This window comes from Caballeronia concitans, assembly GCF_001544615.1.
Taxonomy (GTDB): Bacteria; Pseudomonadota; Gammaproteobacteria; order Burkholderiales; family Burkholderiaceae; genus Caballeronia; species Caballeronia concitans.
On the sequence record NZ_FCNV02000007.1, the window covers coordinates 97459 to 113218 of the forward strand.

Sequence of the window (15760 nt, forward strand, 5' to 3'; positions counted from 1 at the left end):
CGCCGACGCCTCCCGAAGGAAGCGTCGCCGTGCATCGCTCAATGCCCGAAGAACACGCTGCAGGCGGGCGTCCATGCGCAGGTCTCGGCGTCGCGGCGGCTCGCCGATGCGCTCGCGCCGGCAGTCGAACCGCCATACGCGCTGTCGTCGGTCGTCTGTGCGCGGGCGTTGGCGTCGTGCTCCGGCGCGCCGTTATGCGGCTGCATGGGGCGCATCGTCTGGACGAGTTGTTGCGCGGGCTCCGGCATGCCTTGCGCGTGCGCAGCGCCAATGCCCGCGGCCATCGCGCAGGCGGCCATCATCGCGACGACTTTCAGGTTGACTCTCGGCTTCATGTTCCAGCTCCTCATAACGAATGCCCAAGCAGCCGGAAACGTATTTCTCGGACTCCTTGCAGCGTCTTAGGACGAAGTCGCGCGATGAGTGGATTCGAACGCGTCGCGCGAACGATACCGGCGCGCAGCGGATTCGCCGCATGCCATTTTTCAAAGACGGATGACGAAACGCGCGACATGCAGACGTGGCGAAACCACGTAAGCAGTGCAGGCGAACGGTTCATTACGCCTTGGCGCGACAGGGATCGCGCAGGCATACGTTACGGATTCATGAGAGGACGCGAAATCCCTATGTGGAAGGGATGCGTTAGGAGGGATCGGCTGGAACAAAGCCGGCAACGAGGGAACGACGCGACGCTGAGAAGCGTCGATCAGGCCGCGCATCGAACGCGGCCTGAAAATACGACGAGTCACGACGACTTACGACGAATTACGACGAATTACGGCGAGACGCTGTTAGTCCGCCTTCGATCCGCTGGTCGAGCTGCCCTTCTTCATTGAATGGCCACTCTTGCCGGTCGATCCGCTCTTGCCGCCCGACGAGTCCATCGTGCTTGCGCCCGACGCGCCCGACGTTGCGCCGGTCGTGCCGTGTGCATTCGGCGTGCTCATGCCGGTGCCGCCCTGGCCCGCGCCGTTGCCGCCAGCCGTGCCGCCGCCTGCACCGCCTCCGCCGCCCGCACCGCCGCCGGCGCCCTGCGCAAAGGCAGCGCCCGACATACTCAGAACCAACGCGGATACGAGCAAGCTCTTCTTGGCGATCTTCATGGTGCCTCCCTTGAGTGGTGGATATCGCGCGCCGCTTCGCGTGTCCGGCGCGGCGTCGCGGCTTACATACCGCAATCCCCGTGCCGCGCGATGTAAGCGCGCATGAAGCCAGCCACGACGATCAGCAAGCGCCACTCAGGCGAGCGCCTCATCACACCATTCGATGGCCCATGAACGCGCGCAATTCAAGGCGTCCCATTCATTGGCGAACGAGTCGAGATCGCCGGAATCGTGGACCTCCACGTGCGGTGTGTATTCGTTCGGCGCGCTCGTGATGCGGGCGTGCGCGTAGAAGCGCCCGTCCTCGTCGTGGCGAGCCGTGCAGTCGATATGAAAATGCTTGTAGTCGAAACGCATTGAGAGGTCTCCGGAATTGAAGTGGTCGGCTTCGACCGAGCAAGCCGATGTCACAGGAGCGATGCTTGCTCGATCGACGTATGGCGACTCAAGGAGCAAACTCGTGACCACCCATCACACGCATGGACAATCGACGGACGAAGACGACAAGGCCGCGTTCGAAGAATTCAAGTCGCTCGTGAACATGACGGCGCATCAACTGGAAAAGTGGCTTGCCACGGAAGCATCCCGCGCAGTTGGCCAAAAGGACGGCGATGCGGAGTCTGTCGGACACAAGTCGGGACGACGGATTATCGAACTGCTGGGCGCGAAGAAAAGCGACTTGCAATCCGATGACTACGCCCACATGCGCAAGGTAACCGGCTATGTGAAGCGCCATCTCGCGCAGCGCCCGCACGGCGATATCGAACATACGAAGTGGCGGTATTCGCTGATGAACTGGGGACATGATCCGTTGAAATGAAGCCCGACCGCGCAGAAGCGCAAAACACGAATACCATACTGTATAAACATACAGTATCATAGGCAAGATGGAACTGTCCGAAAAGCTCGAAATTCTTGCGGATGCCGCGAAGTACGACGCCTCGTGCGCCAGCGGCGGCGCGTCAAAACGCGAGTCGCGCGGCGTGGAAGGCCTCGGCGCGAGCACGGGCTCGGGCATCTGTCACAGCTTCACGCCGGACGGCCGCTGCGTGTCGCTGCTGAAGATTCTGCTGACCAACTTTTGCCTGTACGACTGCCGCTATTGCATCAATCGCCGGTCGAGCAACGTGCCTCGCGCGCGGTTCACGCCGGAGGAAGTCGTCACGTTGACGGTGGACTTTTATCGCCGCAACTACATCGACGGCCTGTTTCTCAGTTCGGGCGTCATCCGCTCGTCGAATTACACGATGGAGCAACTCGTGCTCGTCGCGAAGACGCTGCGCGAAAAGCATCAGTTTCGCGGCTATATCCATCTGAAGACCATTCCCGACGCCGATTCCGAACTCATCGCGCAGGCCGGGCGGTATGCGGACCGGCTGAGCGTGAACATCGAGTTGCCGACCGAAATCAGCCTCGAACGGCTCGCGCCCGAAAAGAGCGGGCGCACGATCAAGCTCGCGATGGGCAACATTCGCGTCGCGCGCGAAGAGTCCGAAGCCGAGCCGCGCGCGCCGCGTTTCGCGCCGGCCGGGCAGAGCACGCAGATGATCGTCGGCGCGGACGAAACGGACGACCGCACCATCCTCGGCACCGCCGAAACGCTGTACGGCTCGTATCAACTAAAGCGCGTGTATTACTCCGCGTTCAGCCCGATTCCCGATAGCCCGAGCGGCGTGCCGTCGAAAGCGCCGCCGCTGTTGCGGGAGCATCGGCTGTATCAGGCTGATTTCTTGATGCGCGGGTACGGTTTCAATGCCGCCGAATTGCTCGGCGATGCCGGCAATCTGCCGCTCGATGTCGATCCGAAACTCGCATGGGCGCTCGCGCATCGCGAGCGCTTTCCCGTCGATCTGAACGCTGCACCCGCGCGCATGATCGCGCGCGTGCCGGGCATCGGCATGCGCAACGCGAAGCGCATCGTGGAATTGCGGCGCACGCGTCGCGTGCGTTATGCCGATCTCGCGCGGCTGCGTTGCGGCATGGAAAAGGTGAAGCCGTTCGTCGTGACGGAAGATTATCGGCCGCCGCTTTCGGAGGCGTCGTCGGAGAACTTGCGACGGGCGCTGGCCACGCAGCCCGTGCAGCTTTCGCTGCTTTAGCTTCGCCATGCGCGCGATCATCATCGACGACGATTTCGATGCCTGGCGCAGCGCCGCGCTCGATGCGTTGTCGCAAGGGCTCGCGCCCGAATCCATCGACTGGCGCACGCGGCAAAGCGAGGCCCCGGCGCTTTTCGAAGCCAGCGCTGATGTCGCCACGCCGCGCACCGATGCGCCACAAGTCCGCGTTTCCCGCGACCTCGCCGCGTTGCTGAAAGACGCCGCGCATTTTCGCGACGTGCACCGCTGGGGCTTTCTCTATCGCGTGTTGTGGCGATGGACGCATGGCGACCGCTCCGTCGCGTCTCCCGCCGATGAGGACGGCGCGCGTCTCTACAAGATGGCGAAGGCGGTGCGGCGCGCGCAGCACGACATGATCGCCTACGTGCGCTTCCGTCAGCGCGATGCATCGCTCGGGCCGCCCGAATATGTCGCGTGGTACGAGCCGGATCACGACGTGCTCGCGTGGGGCGCGGAGCATTTCGCGGCGCGCATGGGCCGCTCGACGTGGCTCATCACCACGCCCGACGGCGCGGCCATGTGGAACGGCGAGCGTCTGGAGATCGAGCGGCGGCGCGCTCATGCATCGGACCATGGATCCGATACGCCCGACGCCGCCGAAGACCTCTGGATGACGTACTACCGCAGCATCTTCAATCCGGCACGTCTGAACGAATCCGCGCTCGAACAGCACATGCCGGTGCGTTTCTGGAAGGGCCTGCCCGAAGGCGCTTTGATCCCGCAAATGCTGAGCGATGCCCGCGGCGGCGCGCGGCGGGTCGCGCAGGCGAGAACGGTCGGCGCGCTCGGCGGCAAGACGGTGCAGGTCGACGCGGAAGACGCACAGCCGGAACGCGACGCGCCCACATCGCTCGATACATGCCGCCGCTGCGATCTATGGCGCAACGCGACGCAAGCGGTCCACGGCGCGGGGCCGTCGGATGCGCGCATCATGCTGCTCGGCGAGCAGCCCGGCGATCAGGAAGACCTGAAGGGCGAGCCGTTCGTCGGCCCGGCCGGACAGTTACTCGACGACGCCATGCGGCGCGCGGGCGTGCCGCGCGAACAGGTCTATCTGACCAACGCGGTGAAGCATTTCAAATGGGAGCCGCGCGGCAAGCGGCGTCTGCACAAGACGCCCGCGCAGCAGGAAGTCGAAGCGTGCTCGTACTGGCTCGAACGCGAACTCGACGATACCGCCGCGCGCGTCATCGTCACGCTCGGCGCGACGGCGCTCACCGCGCTGCTCGGCAAGCGCGCGACCTTGCGCGAGCACGTCGGGCGCGTGGTGCCGTTCGGCGACAAGCTGATCGTCGCGACGTATCACCCGTCGTATGCGCTGAGGCAAATGGACGAGACCGCGCGCGCAAAGACCGTCGCCGATATCACCGATGCGCTCGCGAAGGCGCATCGGCTGAGCGCGACTTAAAACGCCGCGCGCACCACGCCGCCATCCGCGCGCAACGCCGCGCCGTTCGTCGCCGACGACAACTCCGAGCACACATACACGACCATGTTCGCGATCTCCTCGGGCAGGATGAAGCGCTTGAGCAGCGAACTTGGCCGCGCCTCGGCGAAGAACGACTTCTCCGCTTCCTCGAAACTCTTGCCGCCCGAGAGCTTGTCGACGAACTCGGTGACGCCTTCCGAGCGCGTCGGCCCCGGCAGCACCGCGTTGACCGTCACGCCGGTGCCGGCGCACGTTTCCGCGAGACCGCGCGAGAGCGACAGTTGCGCGGTTTTCGTGAGGCCGTAGTGAATCATCTCGACCGGAATCTGGATGCCGCTCTCGCTGCTGATGAACACCACGCGGCCCCAGTTCTTCGCCTTCATTTTCGGCAGATACGCGCGCGACAGCCGCACGCCCGACATCACGTTGGCATTGAAAAAACGCAGCCAGTCGTCGTCGGAAATCTCTTCGAAGGGCTTCGGCTCGAAGATGCCCATGTTGTTCACGAGAATATCGACGTCCGGAAAGCGCTGCACGAGCGCGTCGACTTGCGCGGCGTCGGAGACATCGCCCGCGAAGCCTTCGGCCTGCGCGTTCGGCACGAGCTGGCGCAGCTTGTCGAGGGCGGCATCGACGGACGATTGCGAACGACCGTTGACGATCACGCGCGCGCCTTCACGCGCGAGCGCCACCGCGATGGCGTGACCGATTCCCTTCGTCGATCCGGAAACGAACGCGAGCTTGTTGGCGATTTTCAGGTCCATGTCGGGTTCCTTTTGAGTGGCGGTTGGGCAACCGGTGAATGGTAGCCACGCTCGCGCAATCGTGCTTGAACGCGGGCTTTCTTCCGCGCGTAACTTCGCGACATAAATGTTCGATGGCGTCGTCGGAAGGCATCGTCCATAGTTGGGCCTGCGTGATCGAGCACAACGAAAGAAAGCATCGCGCGCCGACCCACTTTCGAGCCGCCATCATGTCCATCCAGATCTGCTTTCCTTCGTTCGATTCCATCCTCAAGCACGCGCGCCATGCCGTCATTGCCGGCGTGATGACGAGCAGCGCATTGTTCGCGGGCTGCGCGCAAGCGGGCCAATATCAACATGCGCCGACCGTCGCGGCCGCCACCGCCGCGCGGCCCGACGTCATCTACGTGTATGCGTTTCAAAGCAGCGCAAGCGATGTGAAGCTCGACGAACACGGCATCGCTTCGAGGCTGAAGGCGTCGATGTCCGGCGAATCGCAAGCGCAGCAGCAGTCGATGGAAGCGGTCGAAGCGCGCGAGGAGGTGGCGAACGAAATCGTCGCGAAGCTGCAGTCGATGGGCCTGCGCGCGGTCCGCGCCGATGTCGCGCCGCCCGACAACCAGAACGTGCTCGTCGTCGAAGGCAGCATCAACACGATCGACGCGGGCAATCGCCGCCGCCGCGTGCTGATCGGTCTCGGCGCGGGCGAAAGCAAGGTCGGCGCGACGGTCCAGCTCGTCTACAAGCCGGCGCACGGCGTGCCGCAGCTTATCGAACAGTTCGACGCCACCGGCGACAGCGGCCACGCGCCGGGCGTCGCGGAGACGGCGGGCGTCGGCGCGGTGGTGGGCCATGCGGCGAGTTCGCTTGTCGTTTCGGGCGGACTGCACGCGGTATCGGAGACGAAGCGCGCGGGGGTATCGTCGGATGAAAAGCGTCTGGGCGAGGCGATCGCGACGCAAATCCGCAAGACGGGCGAGGCGCAAGGCTGGATGCCCGCGAAGGGCTGAATCACGCACGAATCGACCGATCGTCCTAAAGAATGCCGGGTGCGCGCCGATAAGACGCAAACGCAAACAAGCATCTTCGCAACCCGGCACTCATGCACGGCATCTATAACTTCTGGCTCGTCGCGGCGTCGCTCGTCGTGGCAACGCTCGCCTCATACACCGCGCTCGACATCTCGGGCCGCCTCGCGGCGCTCTCCGCATCGCGCATGCGCCATGTCTGGCTCGCGGGCGGCGCGGCTTCGATGGGCACCGGCATCTGGTCGATGCACTTCATCGGGGTGCTCGCCTTCTCGCTGCCCATTCCGCTCGGCTACGACCTGCGCATCACGGCGGCGTCGCTCGCGGTCGCGATATTCGTGTCGTTCTTCGCGCTCTCGGTCATCAATCGCGCGCAACTGACGTTCGCGCGGCTGGCGGCGAGCAGCGTGCTGATGGGCGCGGGCATCGCGACCATGCACTACATGGGCGACGCCGCCATGCGCATGCAGCCGGCCATCGTCTACGACCCGCTGCTGTTCGTCGCGTCCGTGGCGATCGCGGTGGTGGCGTCGGGCGCGGCAATGTGGATCGCACGCGCGCTGTCCGATGCGAGCCAGTCGAACCTGACGACGAAGCGCATTGCATCGGCGTTCGTGATGGGCATCGCGATCACCGGCATGCATTACACGGGCAATGCAGCCGCGAACTTTCCGCTCGGCGCGGTATGCGGCGCGGCCAACGATGTCGACGTGCACTGGCTCGCCACGACTGTCACGCTATTTACATTCGGAATCCTGATTATCACGCTCGTGCTGTCGCGTCTCGACACGCACAACGCGATGCTCGCGGGATCGGTCACGCGCCTGCATGGACAGATCGTCCACATGGCGACCTTCGACACGCTCACGGAATTGCCGAACCGCAGCACGATGACGGACCGCATCGAGCGTGCGGTGCGGCACGCGACGCAGAGCGGCACGCGCTTCGCGATTCTGTTCATGGACCTGGACGGCTTCAAGACCATCAACGATTCGCTCGGCCACTCGACCGGCGACGAAGTGCTGAAAGCGTTCGCGCGACGCCTGCTGCAATGCGTGCGCGGCGGCGATACCGTCGCGCGGCTCGGCGGCGACGAGTTCGTCGTGATGCTCGAAAACATGAACGCGCATTCCGATGCCGAGCGCCTCGCCGAACGCATTCTCGATGCGACGAAGAAAGGACTCGTCGTGGGCGCGCATCCGTTGCAGGTGACACCGAGTATCGGCATTGCGCTTTTCCCCGACGATGGCGAGAGCGTCGAGGCGTTGCTCAAGCACGCGGATGTCGCGATGTATGAAGCGAAGCGCGGCGGGCGCAGCACGTATCGCTTTTTCGAAGCGAGCATGAACGAGGCGGCGGTGCGCACGCTGCAGATTCAGCAGGCCTTGCATGAAGCATTGAGCGGGGGCTATTTCTTCCTGTTGTTCCAGCCCAAGTTTCGCGGCGATGGCGAGCTTGCCGGCGCGGAGGCGCTGATCCGGCTCGATCATCCGCAGATCGGCTTGTTGACGCCGCTCGAATTCATCCCGATTGCGGAGCGCTCGGGACAGATCGTCGAGATCGGCTATTGGGTCGTGCGCGAGACGTGCCGGCAGATTACGCGATGGCGCGAAGCGGGACGTCCGCCGGTGAAAGTGGCGATCAATCTATCGCCCAGGCAGATGAACGAGACCGATCTTGTCGCGCGCGTGATGGACATTCTGCGCGAGGAGCATGTCGCGAGCGAGCATCTGATGTTCGAGATCACCGAGACGGTGGCGATGCAGGACGCGCCGCGCACCATCGAAATGATTCGCGCGTTTCAGGACAATGGCTTTGAGATTGCCATCGACGATTTCGGCACGGGTTATTCGAGTCTCGCTTATTTGCAGCGCTTTCGGGCGAAGCAGTTGAAGATCGACCGCTTCTTCACGAACGGACTCGATGAGAACGGGCAGGAAGGGCGCGCGATCGTATCGGCGATCATTGCGCTTGCTCACTCGCTTGATATGGACGTGGTCGCGGAAGGCGTCGAAACGAAAACGCAACAAGACAGGCTGCGCGATCTCATGTGCGATGAGATGCAGGGGTTCTTGCTGGCTAAGCCGCTTTCGGCTCAGGCGTTCGAGGCGTTGCTGGAGACGGGGGTGGTGGTTTGAGGGGAGGTGAAGCGCGTTCGGGACCGCTTGTTGCTGTTTCGATCCGCAAACAACCCACAACCGGAGCCCGTTCATGCCGATTCATCGCAAAGCACCGCTGGCCGCCATCGCCTTGTCCGTTGCAGCGCTCGTCACCTTGCCTGCCGTGCCCGCGCAGGCGCAGGACACCGCCGCTTCCACGCCCAAGCAAGTGAGAAAAGCCGAGCGCAAGGCCGCGCGCGCGAAGAAGAATGCGGAACTGAAAGAGCTCGAAAAGAACGGCTACAGCCCCTCCGGCGAACAGACTGATTATCCGAGCAACCTGCAGAACGCGCAGAAGCGCATCAACGCGGAAAAGGCCGGCCAACCCGCGCCCGCATCGGCGCCTTGATACGCATATCGGCGGCGTTCACGCCGCCATTGACTCACGTTCAAGCGGCATCGGCTAGCCGCACGCCGGCACTGTGCGGCTTGACGTTGCGCAGCATCGGCGAACGCACGCCCGGCACGTTCTCCATGCCGAACACAGGGCGCGCCAGATAGAAGCCTTGCGCGAACACATGCGGCCATTGCGCGAGCCACTGCGCCTGCGCCGGCGTCTCGACGCCTTCGACCACGATCTTCACCTTGAGACGCGCCAGCAACGCGAGCACGGACGAAAACACGGTGCTCGCGTTGGGGCAACGCGGCGCTTCAGCGAGCAGTTCCTTTGCGATCTTCACCGTCCCGAAGTTGATCGGCCCCAACGCGGCGAGACAGGCGAAGCCGGTGCCGAAGTCGTCCATCGCTACATTGACGCCGCGGCTGCGCAAACGTTGCACGACCTTCGGGATGCAAGGGAAACGAGCGAGATCCTGATTCTCGGAGAGTTCGATCTCGATGAGTTCGGGCGCGACGCCATGTGCATCGCACACGGACTGAAGACGTTCGCTGAACCCTTCCGACGATGCGAACGAAGGCGGCACGTTGATCGCGACCGGATAGCATGCGCCGCTGGCCTGCAACGTGGCGATATCGTGCGATACCGCGTTCATCACGAAGTCCGTCAATTCGGCGATGACCTCGTCGTCTTCGAGCGCTTCGTGGAAGCTGCCCGGCAATAGCACTCCAAACTCCGGATGACGCCAGCGAATAAGCGCTTCCATCTGCGCAAGCTCGCTGGTATCGACACGGTAGATACCCTGATACGCGACGCGGAACTCATCGGTTCTCAAGCCCTGAAGCACGCGACGCTTCAGCGTGTGACCGGCTTTCGGCGCGGCGTTCATCACGCGCGAACGGAGTGTTGTTGCATTCATGCTGTGCCGCCCTCAAACGATGGACCATCCGATTAATTGCATGAGCCATGCCCGAATGAGACGTTTGGTAGAGCGATACAGCGAAGCGCCGGGAAAACCCTGAGCCATGCATCGTTGCAGTGCAGGATGCTTGGCTAACGACTGTTTCCAACTCCGAAAATCAGTAATCGACAGCGGTAAAGGCAGGCGTTTTGTCCGATGCGTCCGGTGATGGACGCAGCGGGTGTGAACGATCGTACAAAACCACTTTGAAGTTTCTGCTGATCTTTTCTGGAACTTTTGTAATACGGACTATTGAAAGAGCACCCGCGTTCTATCAGACGATAGCCGCTTCTGCCACTGGACGCATGCGTTCGAGCGCGCTGCCATCTTCGCGAAAGAGATGCACGTGACGAATGCTGAAGCCTACGTTGAGCCGTTGCCCATCCACGGCGGGCGACTCACCGGAACCCTTCACGTTAATGACGAGATCGTCCGGCAACCGAATATGCAGAAGCGTCTCGCCGCCGAGATGTTCGATGACCATGACTTCGCCGGTGAGTCCGCTGTCGATATCGCCGCCGCCCGACTCGATGAAATGCTCGGGGCGTATGCCGAGCGTGAGGGTTTCCCCAGCCTTCACCGATGCGCCCGCAAAGGGCAGCGTCAACGGTTCTCCACCCGGCAGTTCGATGGTCACGCCCGCGCCATCGACACGCAGCACACGCACATCCATGAAGTTCATCTTCGGCGAGCCGATGAATCCCGCGACGAAGCGATTGTGCGGTGTGCGATACAACTCGAGCGGCGATCCGATCTGTTCGACGCGCCCATGATTCATCACCACGATGCGATCGGCCATGGTCATGGCTTCGGTCTGATCGTGCGTGACGTAGATCATCGTTGCGTTGAGCTGCTTGTGGAGCTTGATGAGTTCGAGGCGCATCTGCACGCGCAATGCCGCGTCGAGATTGGATAACGGTTCGTCGAACAGAAAGACCTTCGGTTCGCGCACGATCGATCGCCCGATAGCCACACGCTGCCGCTGGCCGCCCGACAACGCGCGCGGACGCCGCTCCAGCAATTGCCCGATCTGGAGGATTTCCGCCGCACGCTTCACGCGTTCCTTGATCTGCGCTTCGGGCAGCTTCAGCATGCGCAAGCCGAACGCGATGTTTTCGTACACCGACATGTGCGGATAGAGCGCATACGACTGAAACACCATTGCGACGCCGCGTTGCGATGGCTCGAGGTCCGTGACGTCCTCACCGCCTATCAGCACTTGTCCGGAGTCGCATTGCTCGAGGCCCGCAATGCTGCGGAGCAAGGTGGACTTGCCGCATCCCGACGGACCGACGAAGACCATGAACTCACGGTCGGTCACTTCGATATCCACGCCCTTCAGCACATCGACGCCACCGAAGGACTTGCGAATCTGCTGCAAATGGACTGCGCTCATGCGTGTCTCCGTCCAGAGCTGCGTGTCATGGCTGCATTGCAAAGAGCATCGCAGTGCAACATGGATTGCCTCGTCGATATTGTTCTTGACAACCCGTTCGGGGCCAAATATACAATTGTAAAACCGAAATTACAAGTGAAACGCAGCAGGTCAGGGCGCTGCATTCACGCTGCTGCGCAAGAAGGGACGCACGACACGAACGTATCCGCTCAAGAAGATAGAAAGGAGACAAGGCATGAAAAAGCGCATCACGCAGGGCAGACATTCTGGTCCGATGAAGCACATTGCGGCCATCACGCTATGGGCGGCAAGCGCGGCGTTCGCTGCATCGAATGCGCAGGCCTGGACTCTCAAGGAAGCGGCGCAACCGTATTCGGGCACCACCATCAAGGCTATATTTCTGGACCGTCCGGGATACAAGGCAGCACAAACCCTGATTCCTCAGTTCGAGAAGGAAACCGGCATCAAGGTGCGCTGGGAAGTGATTCCCTACGAGAACACGCGCGAGAAGGAAGTGCTGAACTTCGTCGGCGGCGGAGATCAGGACGTGGTGCTGGTGGATGTCGTGTGGATCGGCGAATTCGCGAGCAACAAGTGGCTCGTGCCTATCAAGAAGTTCACGGACGACCCGAAGCTCGCGGACCCGAATCTTAATCTCAAGGGCTTCTTCCCGATCCTGCTCGATTCCTTCGGCACATGGGACAAGGTCACGTATGGCCTGCCGTTCGATAACTACTCGGGCCTCATGTTCTACAACAAGTGCATGTTGAAGGACGCGGGTTTCGACGAGCCGCCGAAGACCTGGGACGAACTGCTCAACACGTATGCGCCGAAGCTCACCAAGGGGGACAAGTTCGCGTTCGCGCTGCAGTCGCGGCGCGGCGAAACGCAATCGGCGGACAGCTTCATGCGCGTGTTGTGGCCCAACGGCGGTTCGCTGCTCGACGCGAAGTTCAAATCGAATCTGATGTCCGCGCAATCGCAGGCGGGCCTCGAATATCGGCAGAAGCTGATGAAGTACATGCCGCCCGGCATCGTCGATTTCGACCATGCCGAAGCGGTCAATGCGCTGGCGCAAGGGCAGGTCGCGATGATCACCGAGTGGTCCGCGTTCTATCCGACGCTTACTGACCCGAGCAAATCGAAGATCGGCAACTGTCTTGCCATCACCACCGAGCCGAAGGGTCCGGCGGGCCTCAAGCCTGCGCTCGGCGGCTTCTCGCTCGCGGTCAATGCGAAGTCGAATGCGAAGAAGCAGGCGGCGTCGTGGCTCTTCATTCAGTGGATCACGTCCGAAGCCATGGCGAAGCCTTATCTCGAAGCGGGCGGCGTGCCGGCGCGCACGGCGGTGTATCAGGACAAGGCTGTGCAGGACAAGTATCCGTTCGTGAAGCCGATGGTCGAGTCGTGGCAAGGCGGCGTGCCGGATTATCGTCCGCGTTTCCCCGAATGGCCGGCGGTGTCCGAAGTCATCGGCGAATGGGGCAGCAAGATGATGCTCGGGCAGGTCACGGTGAAGGAAGGTGCGGAGACTATCGGCCAGAAGACCGAGGACATCCTGAAGAAAGCGGGCTACTACGACGGCAAGAAGCCCTTGCTGAAGTAAGCGCGCATTGGCAGCACACTACACGGAACCGGAGGCGATTCAATGGCGAACGGCACTGTATCCGCGACACAGTCGCGGGGGCCGCGCAAACATGCGCGTCGCTTCGGCATATGGCCGCGCTCGCCCGCCTTCTGGTTCCTGTTTCCCGCGATCTTCGCGCTCGCGGTCATCGGCATCTATCCGCTGCTGCTCGCGCTCTATAACTCGTTCCATCAATACAAGCTGGCGGACCTGGCGTCGGGCACGCCGTTCGTCGGCTTCGACAATTACATGGCGACGCTCTCGGACCCTTCGTTCTGGGGCGCGCTCGGCCGCACTGCATTGTTTCTTTGCCTTACGCTGCCTATCGAAGTCGCGCTCGGCCTGTTCGCTGCGCTGATGCTGCATCGCACGGACCTGCGCATCATGCGTGCGGCCGCGCGCGTGAGTCTCGTGATTCCAATGGCGACGACCTACGCGGTCGTCGGCCTGATCGGACGGCTCATCTTCAACCGGCAGTTCGGCGTGGCGAATTACTTGACGGGCCTCTTCGGCATACCGCCGCAAGACTGGCTTGCCGATCCCACGCTCGCGTTCGTCTCCGTGATGATCATGGATATCTGGCAATGGACGCCGTTCTGCGCGCTCATCATGCTGGCGGGTCTTTCGATGGTGCCGAAGGAAGCGGAAGAGGCCGCGCGCCTCGAAACGCCGAAGTGGACGATGATCCTGTGGCACTTGCAGCGGCCCTATCTTTTGCCCGGCCTGACCGCGATTCTCATTCTCCGTTCCGCCGACATGCTCAAGATGTTCGACGCCGTCTTCACGATGACGCGCGGCGGCCCCGGCGCCGCCACCGAGTTCATCAGCGTCTATATCCAGCGCGTGGGCTTCAGGCTCTTCGATCAGGGCATGGCGTCCGCGCAAGCCATCATCCTGCTGATCCTCACCATCGTGTTGTCGCGTCTTTATATTCGCTTTGTTTATCGGGAGGCCGCGTGAGCACATCCGTATCGCCCGTCGCGAACGGCGGCGTTGCAGAGCGCGGCAAGCGTGCGCGCGCGGCACGCCGGCGCGCGACCGTATGGCATTTTCTCGGACTGGTCGTCGTGTTCCTGTCCTCCGTGTTTCCGTTCTACTGGATGGTCACGACGAGCCTCAAGAGCCAAGCTGATGCGCTGGCGTATCCGCCGAAGTGGATCTTCAGCCCGACGTTCCATCACTATTCCGCCGCGCTTTTCGAGCACGATGTGGCGGGCAGTCTGATCAATTCGCTCATCATCGCAAGTTCGACAACCGTGCTGGCCATTCTGCTCGGCACGCCCGCAGCGTATGCGCTTGCGCGCTATGAATTTCGCGGCAAGGAAGACCTGTGGTTCTGGTTCATCTCGAACCGCATGGTGAGTCCTGTGGTGCTTGCCGTGCCGTTCTTTCTGATTGCGACGAAGCTCGATCTCGTCGATACGCATATCGTCCTCATTCTGCTTTACCTCACGTTCTCGCTGCCGATCGTCGTATGGATCTGCACGGACCAGTTCCGCAATATCCCGGTCGAACTGGATGAAGCCGCGCGTCTCGATGGCGCATCGCCGTGGCGCGTGTTCTGGCGCATCAATCTGCCGCTCGCAATGCCGGGCATCGTCGTATCCGCGATCTTCGCGTTCATCTTCTCGTGGAACGATCTGCTCTATGCGCTCGTGCTCACGCGCACCGAAGCCATTACGTCGCCGGTTGCAGCGACGAGTTACATGAGCGGCTATGAGTTGCCGTGGGGCGAGATCATGGCGACGGGCACGCTGATCGTCCTGCCGATGGTGGTGTTCGCGCTGCTCGTATCGGGGCGGCTCGTGCAAGGGCTCACGATGGGCGCGGTGAAGTAAGATCGCGCGGCCCTTCATTGCGACGACATAGAGAACATGAGCAAGACAGCACCACCCATCGCCATCGCCGTAACGGACGATTCGATCGACTCGGAAGAGGAATTGCAGGCCCGCGTCGCGTGGCATTACTACGTCGGCAATCTGACGCAACAGGAGATCGCGCAACGCATCGGGAGCAATCGCGTGCGCGTGAACCGGCTGCTCGCCGCGAGCCGCGAATCGGGCCTCGTGCAGATCACCATCAACAGCAAGATCGCGCCGTGCGTGGCGCTGGAAGAAGCGCTCGTAAAGCGCTTCGGCCTGGAAAGCGCCGTGGTCGTGCCAAGCGGCGCGAACACGGAGGCGAACAACGCGGCGCTCGGCATCGGCGCGGCGTCGTACTTCTCGAAGCAGATCGTTGCGGGGCAGACCATTGGGCTCGGCTGGGGCCGCACGATACGCGCGGTGCTGCGCGCGATGCCGCAGCGTTCGTATGGCGCGGTGTCGGCGGTATCGCTGCAAGGCGGGTTGTCGCATTGCCCGAGCATCAATACGTTCGATCTCGTGTCGGACTTCGCGGACATCTGCCGCGCCGATGGCTATATTTTCGCCGCGCCGATCTACGTGAGCAGTCAGAAGGCGCGCGATGTGATCCTTCAGGAAGGCACCGTGCGCGAAACATACGATCTCGCGAGAAACGCGGACCTTGCGTTGCTGACGTGCGGTGATCTGACGGAATCGCTCGTGGTGACGTATGGCATCGACAATCCCGAGCAGTTGCGCACGCTGCAGAAAGCGGGCGCGGTCGGCGACATGCTCGGGCATTTCATGGATGAAGACGGCGAGCTGATCGACCATCCGCTGAATCGCCGCACGGTGGCGATCACGCTCGAAGACTTGCGCAAGATTCGCCGCGTGATCCTGGTGAGCGGCGGCCCCAAGAAGTTTCATGTGACGCGTGCCGCGTTGCGTGGACGTTATCCGTCGGTGCTCGTGACCGATGAAGACACCGCGCGACGCCTATGCGAAGAGCGCTGACG

General features: G+C 62.4%; 16 protein-coding genes. 10 read left to right on the forward strand and 6 right to left on the reverse strand.

What is annotated here, in order from left to right:
* Nucleotides 1–38 precede the first annotated feature (38 nt).
* From AWB72_RS17325 to AWB72_RS17335, 3 genes are all read right to left on the reverse strand, one after another.
* Nucleotides 39–335: a hypothetical protein gene (locus AWB72_RS17325; RefSeq protein WP_244285664.1), complete on the reverse strand. Its 297-nt coding sequence runs from the start codon at nt 333–335 to the stop codon at nt 39–41.
* 456 nt (nt 336–791) lie between these two features.
* Nucleotides 792–1103 carry a hypothetical protein gene (locus AWB72_RS29180; protein ID WP_084592742.1) on the reverse strand — a complete coding sequence of 104 codons (312 nt, stop codon included), beginning with the start codon at nt 1101–1103 and terminating at the stop codon, nt 792–794.
* Nucleotides 1104–1238: 135 nt separating this feature from the next.
* Entirely contained in the window at nt 1239–1460 is a 222-nt protein-coding gene (locus tag AWB72_RS17335; RefSeq protein WP_040049114.1) for a hypothetical protein, read from the reverse strand.
* 103 nt (nt 1461–1563) lie between these two features.
* Here AWB72_RS17335 and AWB72_RS17340 point away from each other — a divergent pair, with 103 nt between their 5' ends.
* The 3 genes from AWB72_RS17340 to AWB72_RS17350 all read left to right on the forward strand — a co-directional run bounded on the left by AWB72_RS17340 (nt 1564) and on the right by AWB72_RS17350 (nt 4631).
* Nucleotides 1564–1923: a DUF3140 domain-containing protein gene (locus tag AWB72_RS17340; protein ID WP_040049240.1), complete on the forward strand. Its 360-nt coding sequence runs from the start codon at nt 1564–1566 to the stop codon at nt 1921–1923.
* Between the two features lie 67 nt (nt 1924–1990).
* A complete protein-coding gene (locus tag AWB72_RS17345) occupies nt 1991–3202 on the forward strand; it encodes a putative DNA modification/repair radical SAM protein (RefSeq protein WP_040049115.1) in 1212 nt (403 codons plus the stop codon).
* 7 nt (nt 3203–3209) lie between these two features.
* Complete coding sequence (locus AWB72_RS17350; RefSeq protein WP_040049116.1) at nt 3210–4631, forward strand: UdgX family uracil-DNA binding protein; 1422 nt, start codon at nt 3210–3212, stop codon at nt 4629–4631.
* Here AWB72_RS17350 and AWB72_RS17355 read toward each other — a convergent pair.
* Nucleotides 4628–5416, reverse strand: coding sequence for an SDR family NAD(P)-dependent oxidoreductase (locus AWB72_RS17355; RefSeq protein WP_040049117.1), 789 nt, complete (start codon nt 5414–5416; stop codon nt 4628–4630). The genes AWB72_RS17350 and AWB72_RS17355 overlap by 4 nt on opposite strands.
* Before the next feature lie 209 nt (nt 5417–5625).
* Here AWB72_RS17355 and AWB72_RS17360 point away from each other — a divergent pair, with 209 nt between their 5' ends.
* From AWB72_RS17360 to AWB72_RS17370, 3 genes are all read left to right on the forward strand, one after another.
* The gene (locus AWB72_RS17360; RefSeq protein ID WP_052449744.1) at nt 5626–6405 is read left to right on the forward strand and encodes a DUF4410 domain-containing protein; all 780 of its coding nucleotides are present in this window, start codon (nt 5626–5628) and stop codon (nt 6403–6405) included.
* A 92-nt stretch (nt 6406–6497) separates the two neighbouring features.
* Nucleotides 6498–8561, forward strand: a complete 2064-nt coding sequence (locus AWB72_RS17365; protein ID WP_040049118.1) for a putative bifunctional diguanylate cyclase/phosphodiesterase — start codon at nt 6498–6500, stop codon at nt 8559–8561.
* Nucleotides 8562–8634: 73 nt separating this feature from the next.
* On the forward strand, nt 8635–8931 hold the full coding sequence (locus AWB72_RS17370; protein ID WP_040049119.1) for a DUF4148 domain-containing protein: 297 nt from the start codon (nt 8635–8637) through the stop codon (nt 8929–8931).
* Between the two features lie 40 nt (nt 8932–8971).
* On the opposite strand, the gene AWB72_RS17375 is transcribed toward AWB72_RS17370, so the two are convergent.
* Nucleotides 8972–9838 carry an EAL domain-containing protein gene (locus tag AWB72_RS17375; RefSeq protein ID WP_084592744.1) on the reverse strand — a complete coding sequence of 289 codons (867 nt, stop codon included), beginning with the start codon at nt 9836–9838 and terminating at the stop codon, nt 8972–8974.
* A gap of 316 nt (nt 9839–10154) precedes the next feature.
* Nucleotides 10155–11276, reverse strand: a complete 1122-nt coding sequence (locus AWB72_RS17380; protein ID WP_040049243.1) for an ABC transporter ATP-binding protein — start codon at nt 11274–11276, stop codon at nt 10155–10157.
* A gap of 235 nt (nt 11277–11511) precedes the next feature.
* Here AWB72_RS17380 and AWB72_RS17385 point away from each other — a divergent pair, with 235 nt between their 5' ends.
* Genes AWB72_RS17385 through AWB72_RS17400 form a run of 4 tightly spaced genes read left to right on the forward strand, consistent with a single transcriptional unit; the run spans nt 11512 to nt 15758 of the window.
* Nucleotides 11512–12882: an ABC transporter substrate-binding protein gene (locus AWB72_RS17385; RefSeq protein ID WP_040049120.1), complete on the forward strand. Its 1371-nt coding sequence runs from the start codon at nt 11512–11514 to the stop codon at nt 12880–12882.
* 42 nt (nt 12883–12924) lie between these two features.
* Nucleotides 12925–13863, forward strand: coding sequence for a carbohydrate ABC transporter permease (locus AWB72_RS17390; protein ID WP_040049121.1), 939 nt, complete (start codon nt 12925–12927; stop codon nt 13861–13863).
* Entirely contained in the window at nt 13860–14741 is an 882-nt protein-coding gene (locus tag AWB72_RS17395; RefSeq protein ID WP_040049122.1) for a carbohydrate ABC transporter permease, read from the forward strand. Before AWB72_RS17390 ends, AWB72_RS17395 begins: the two co-directional genes overlap by 4 nt.
* A 36-nt stretch (nt 14742–14777) precedes the next feature.
* Nucleotides 14778–15758 (forward strand): sugar-binding transcriptional regulator, encoded by a 981-nt coding sequence (locus tag AWB72_RS17400; protein WP_040049123.1) that lies wholly within the window; start codon nt 14778–14780, stop codon nt 15756–15758.
* The last annotated feature ends 2 nt before the right edge of the window (nt 15759–15760 follow it).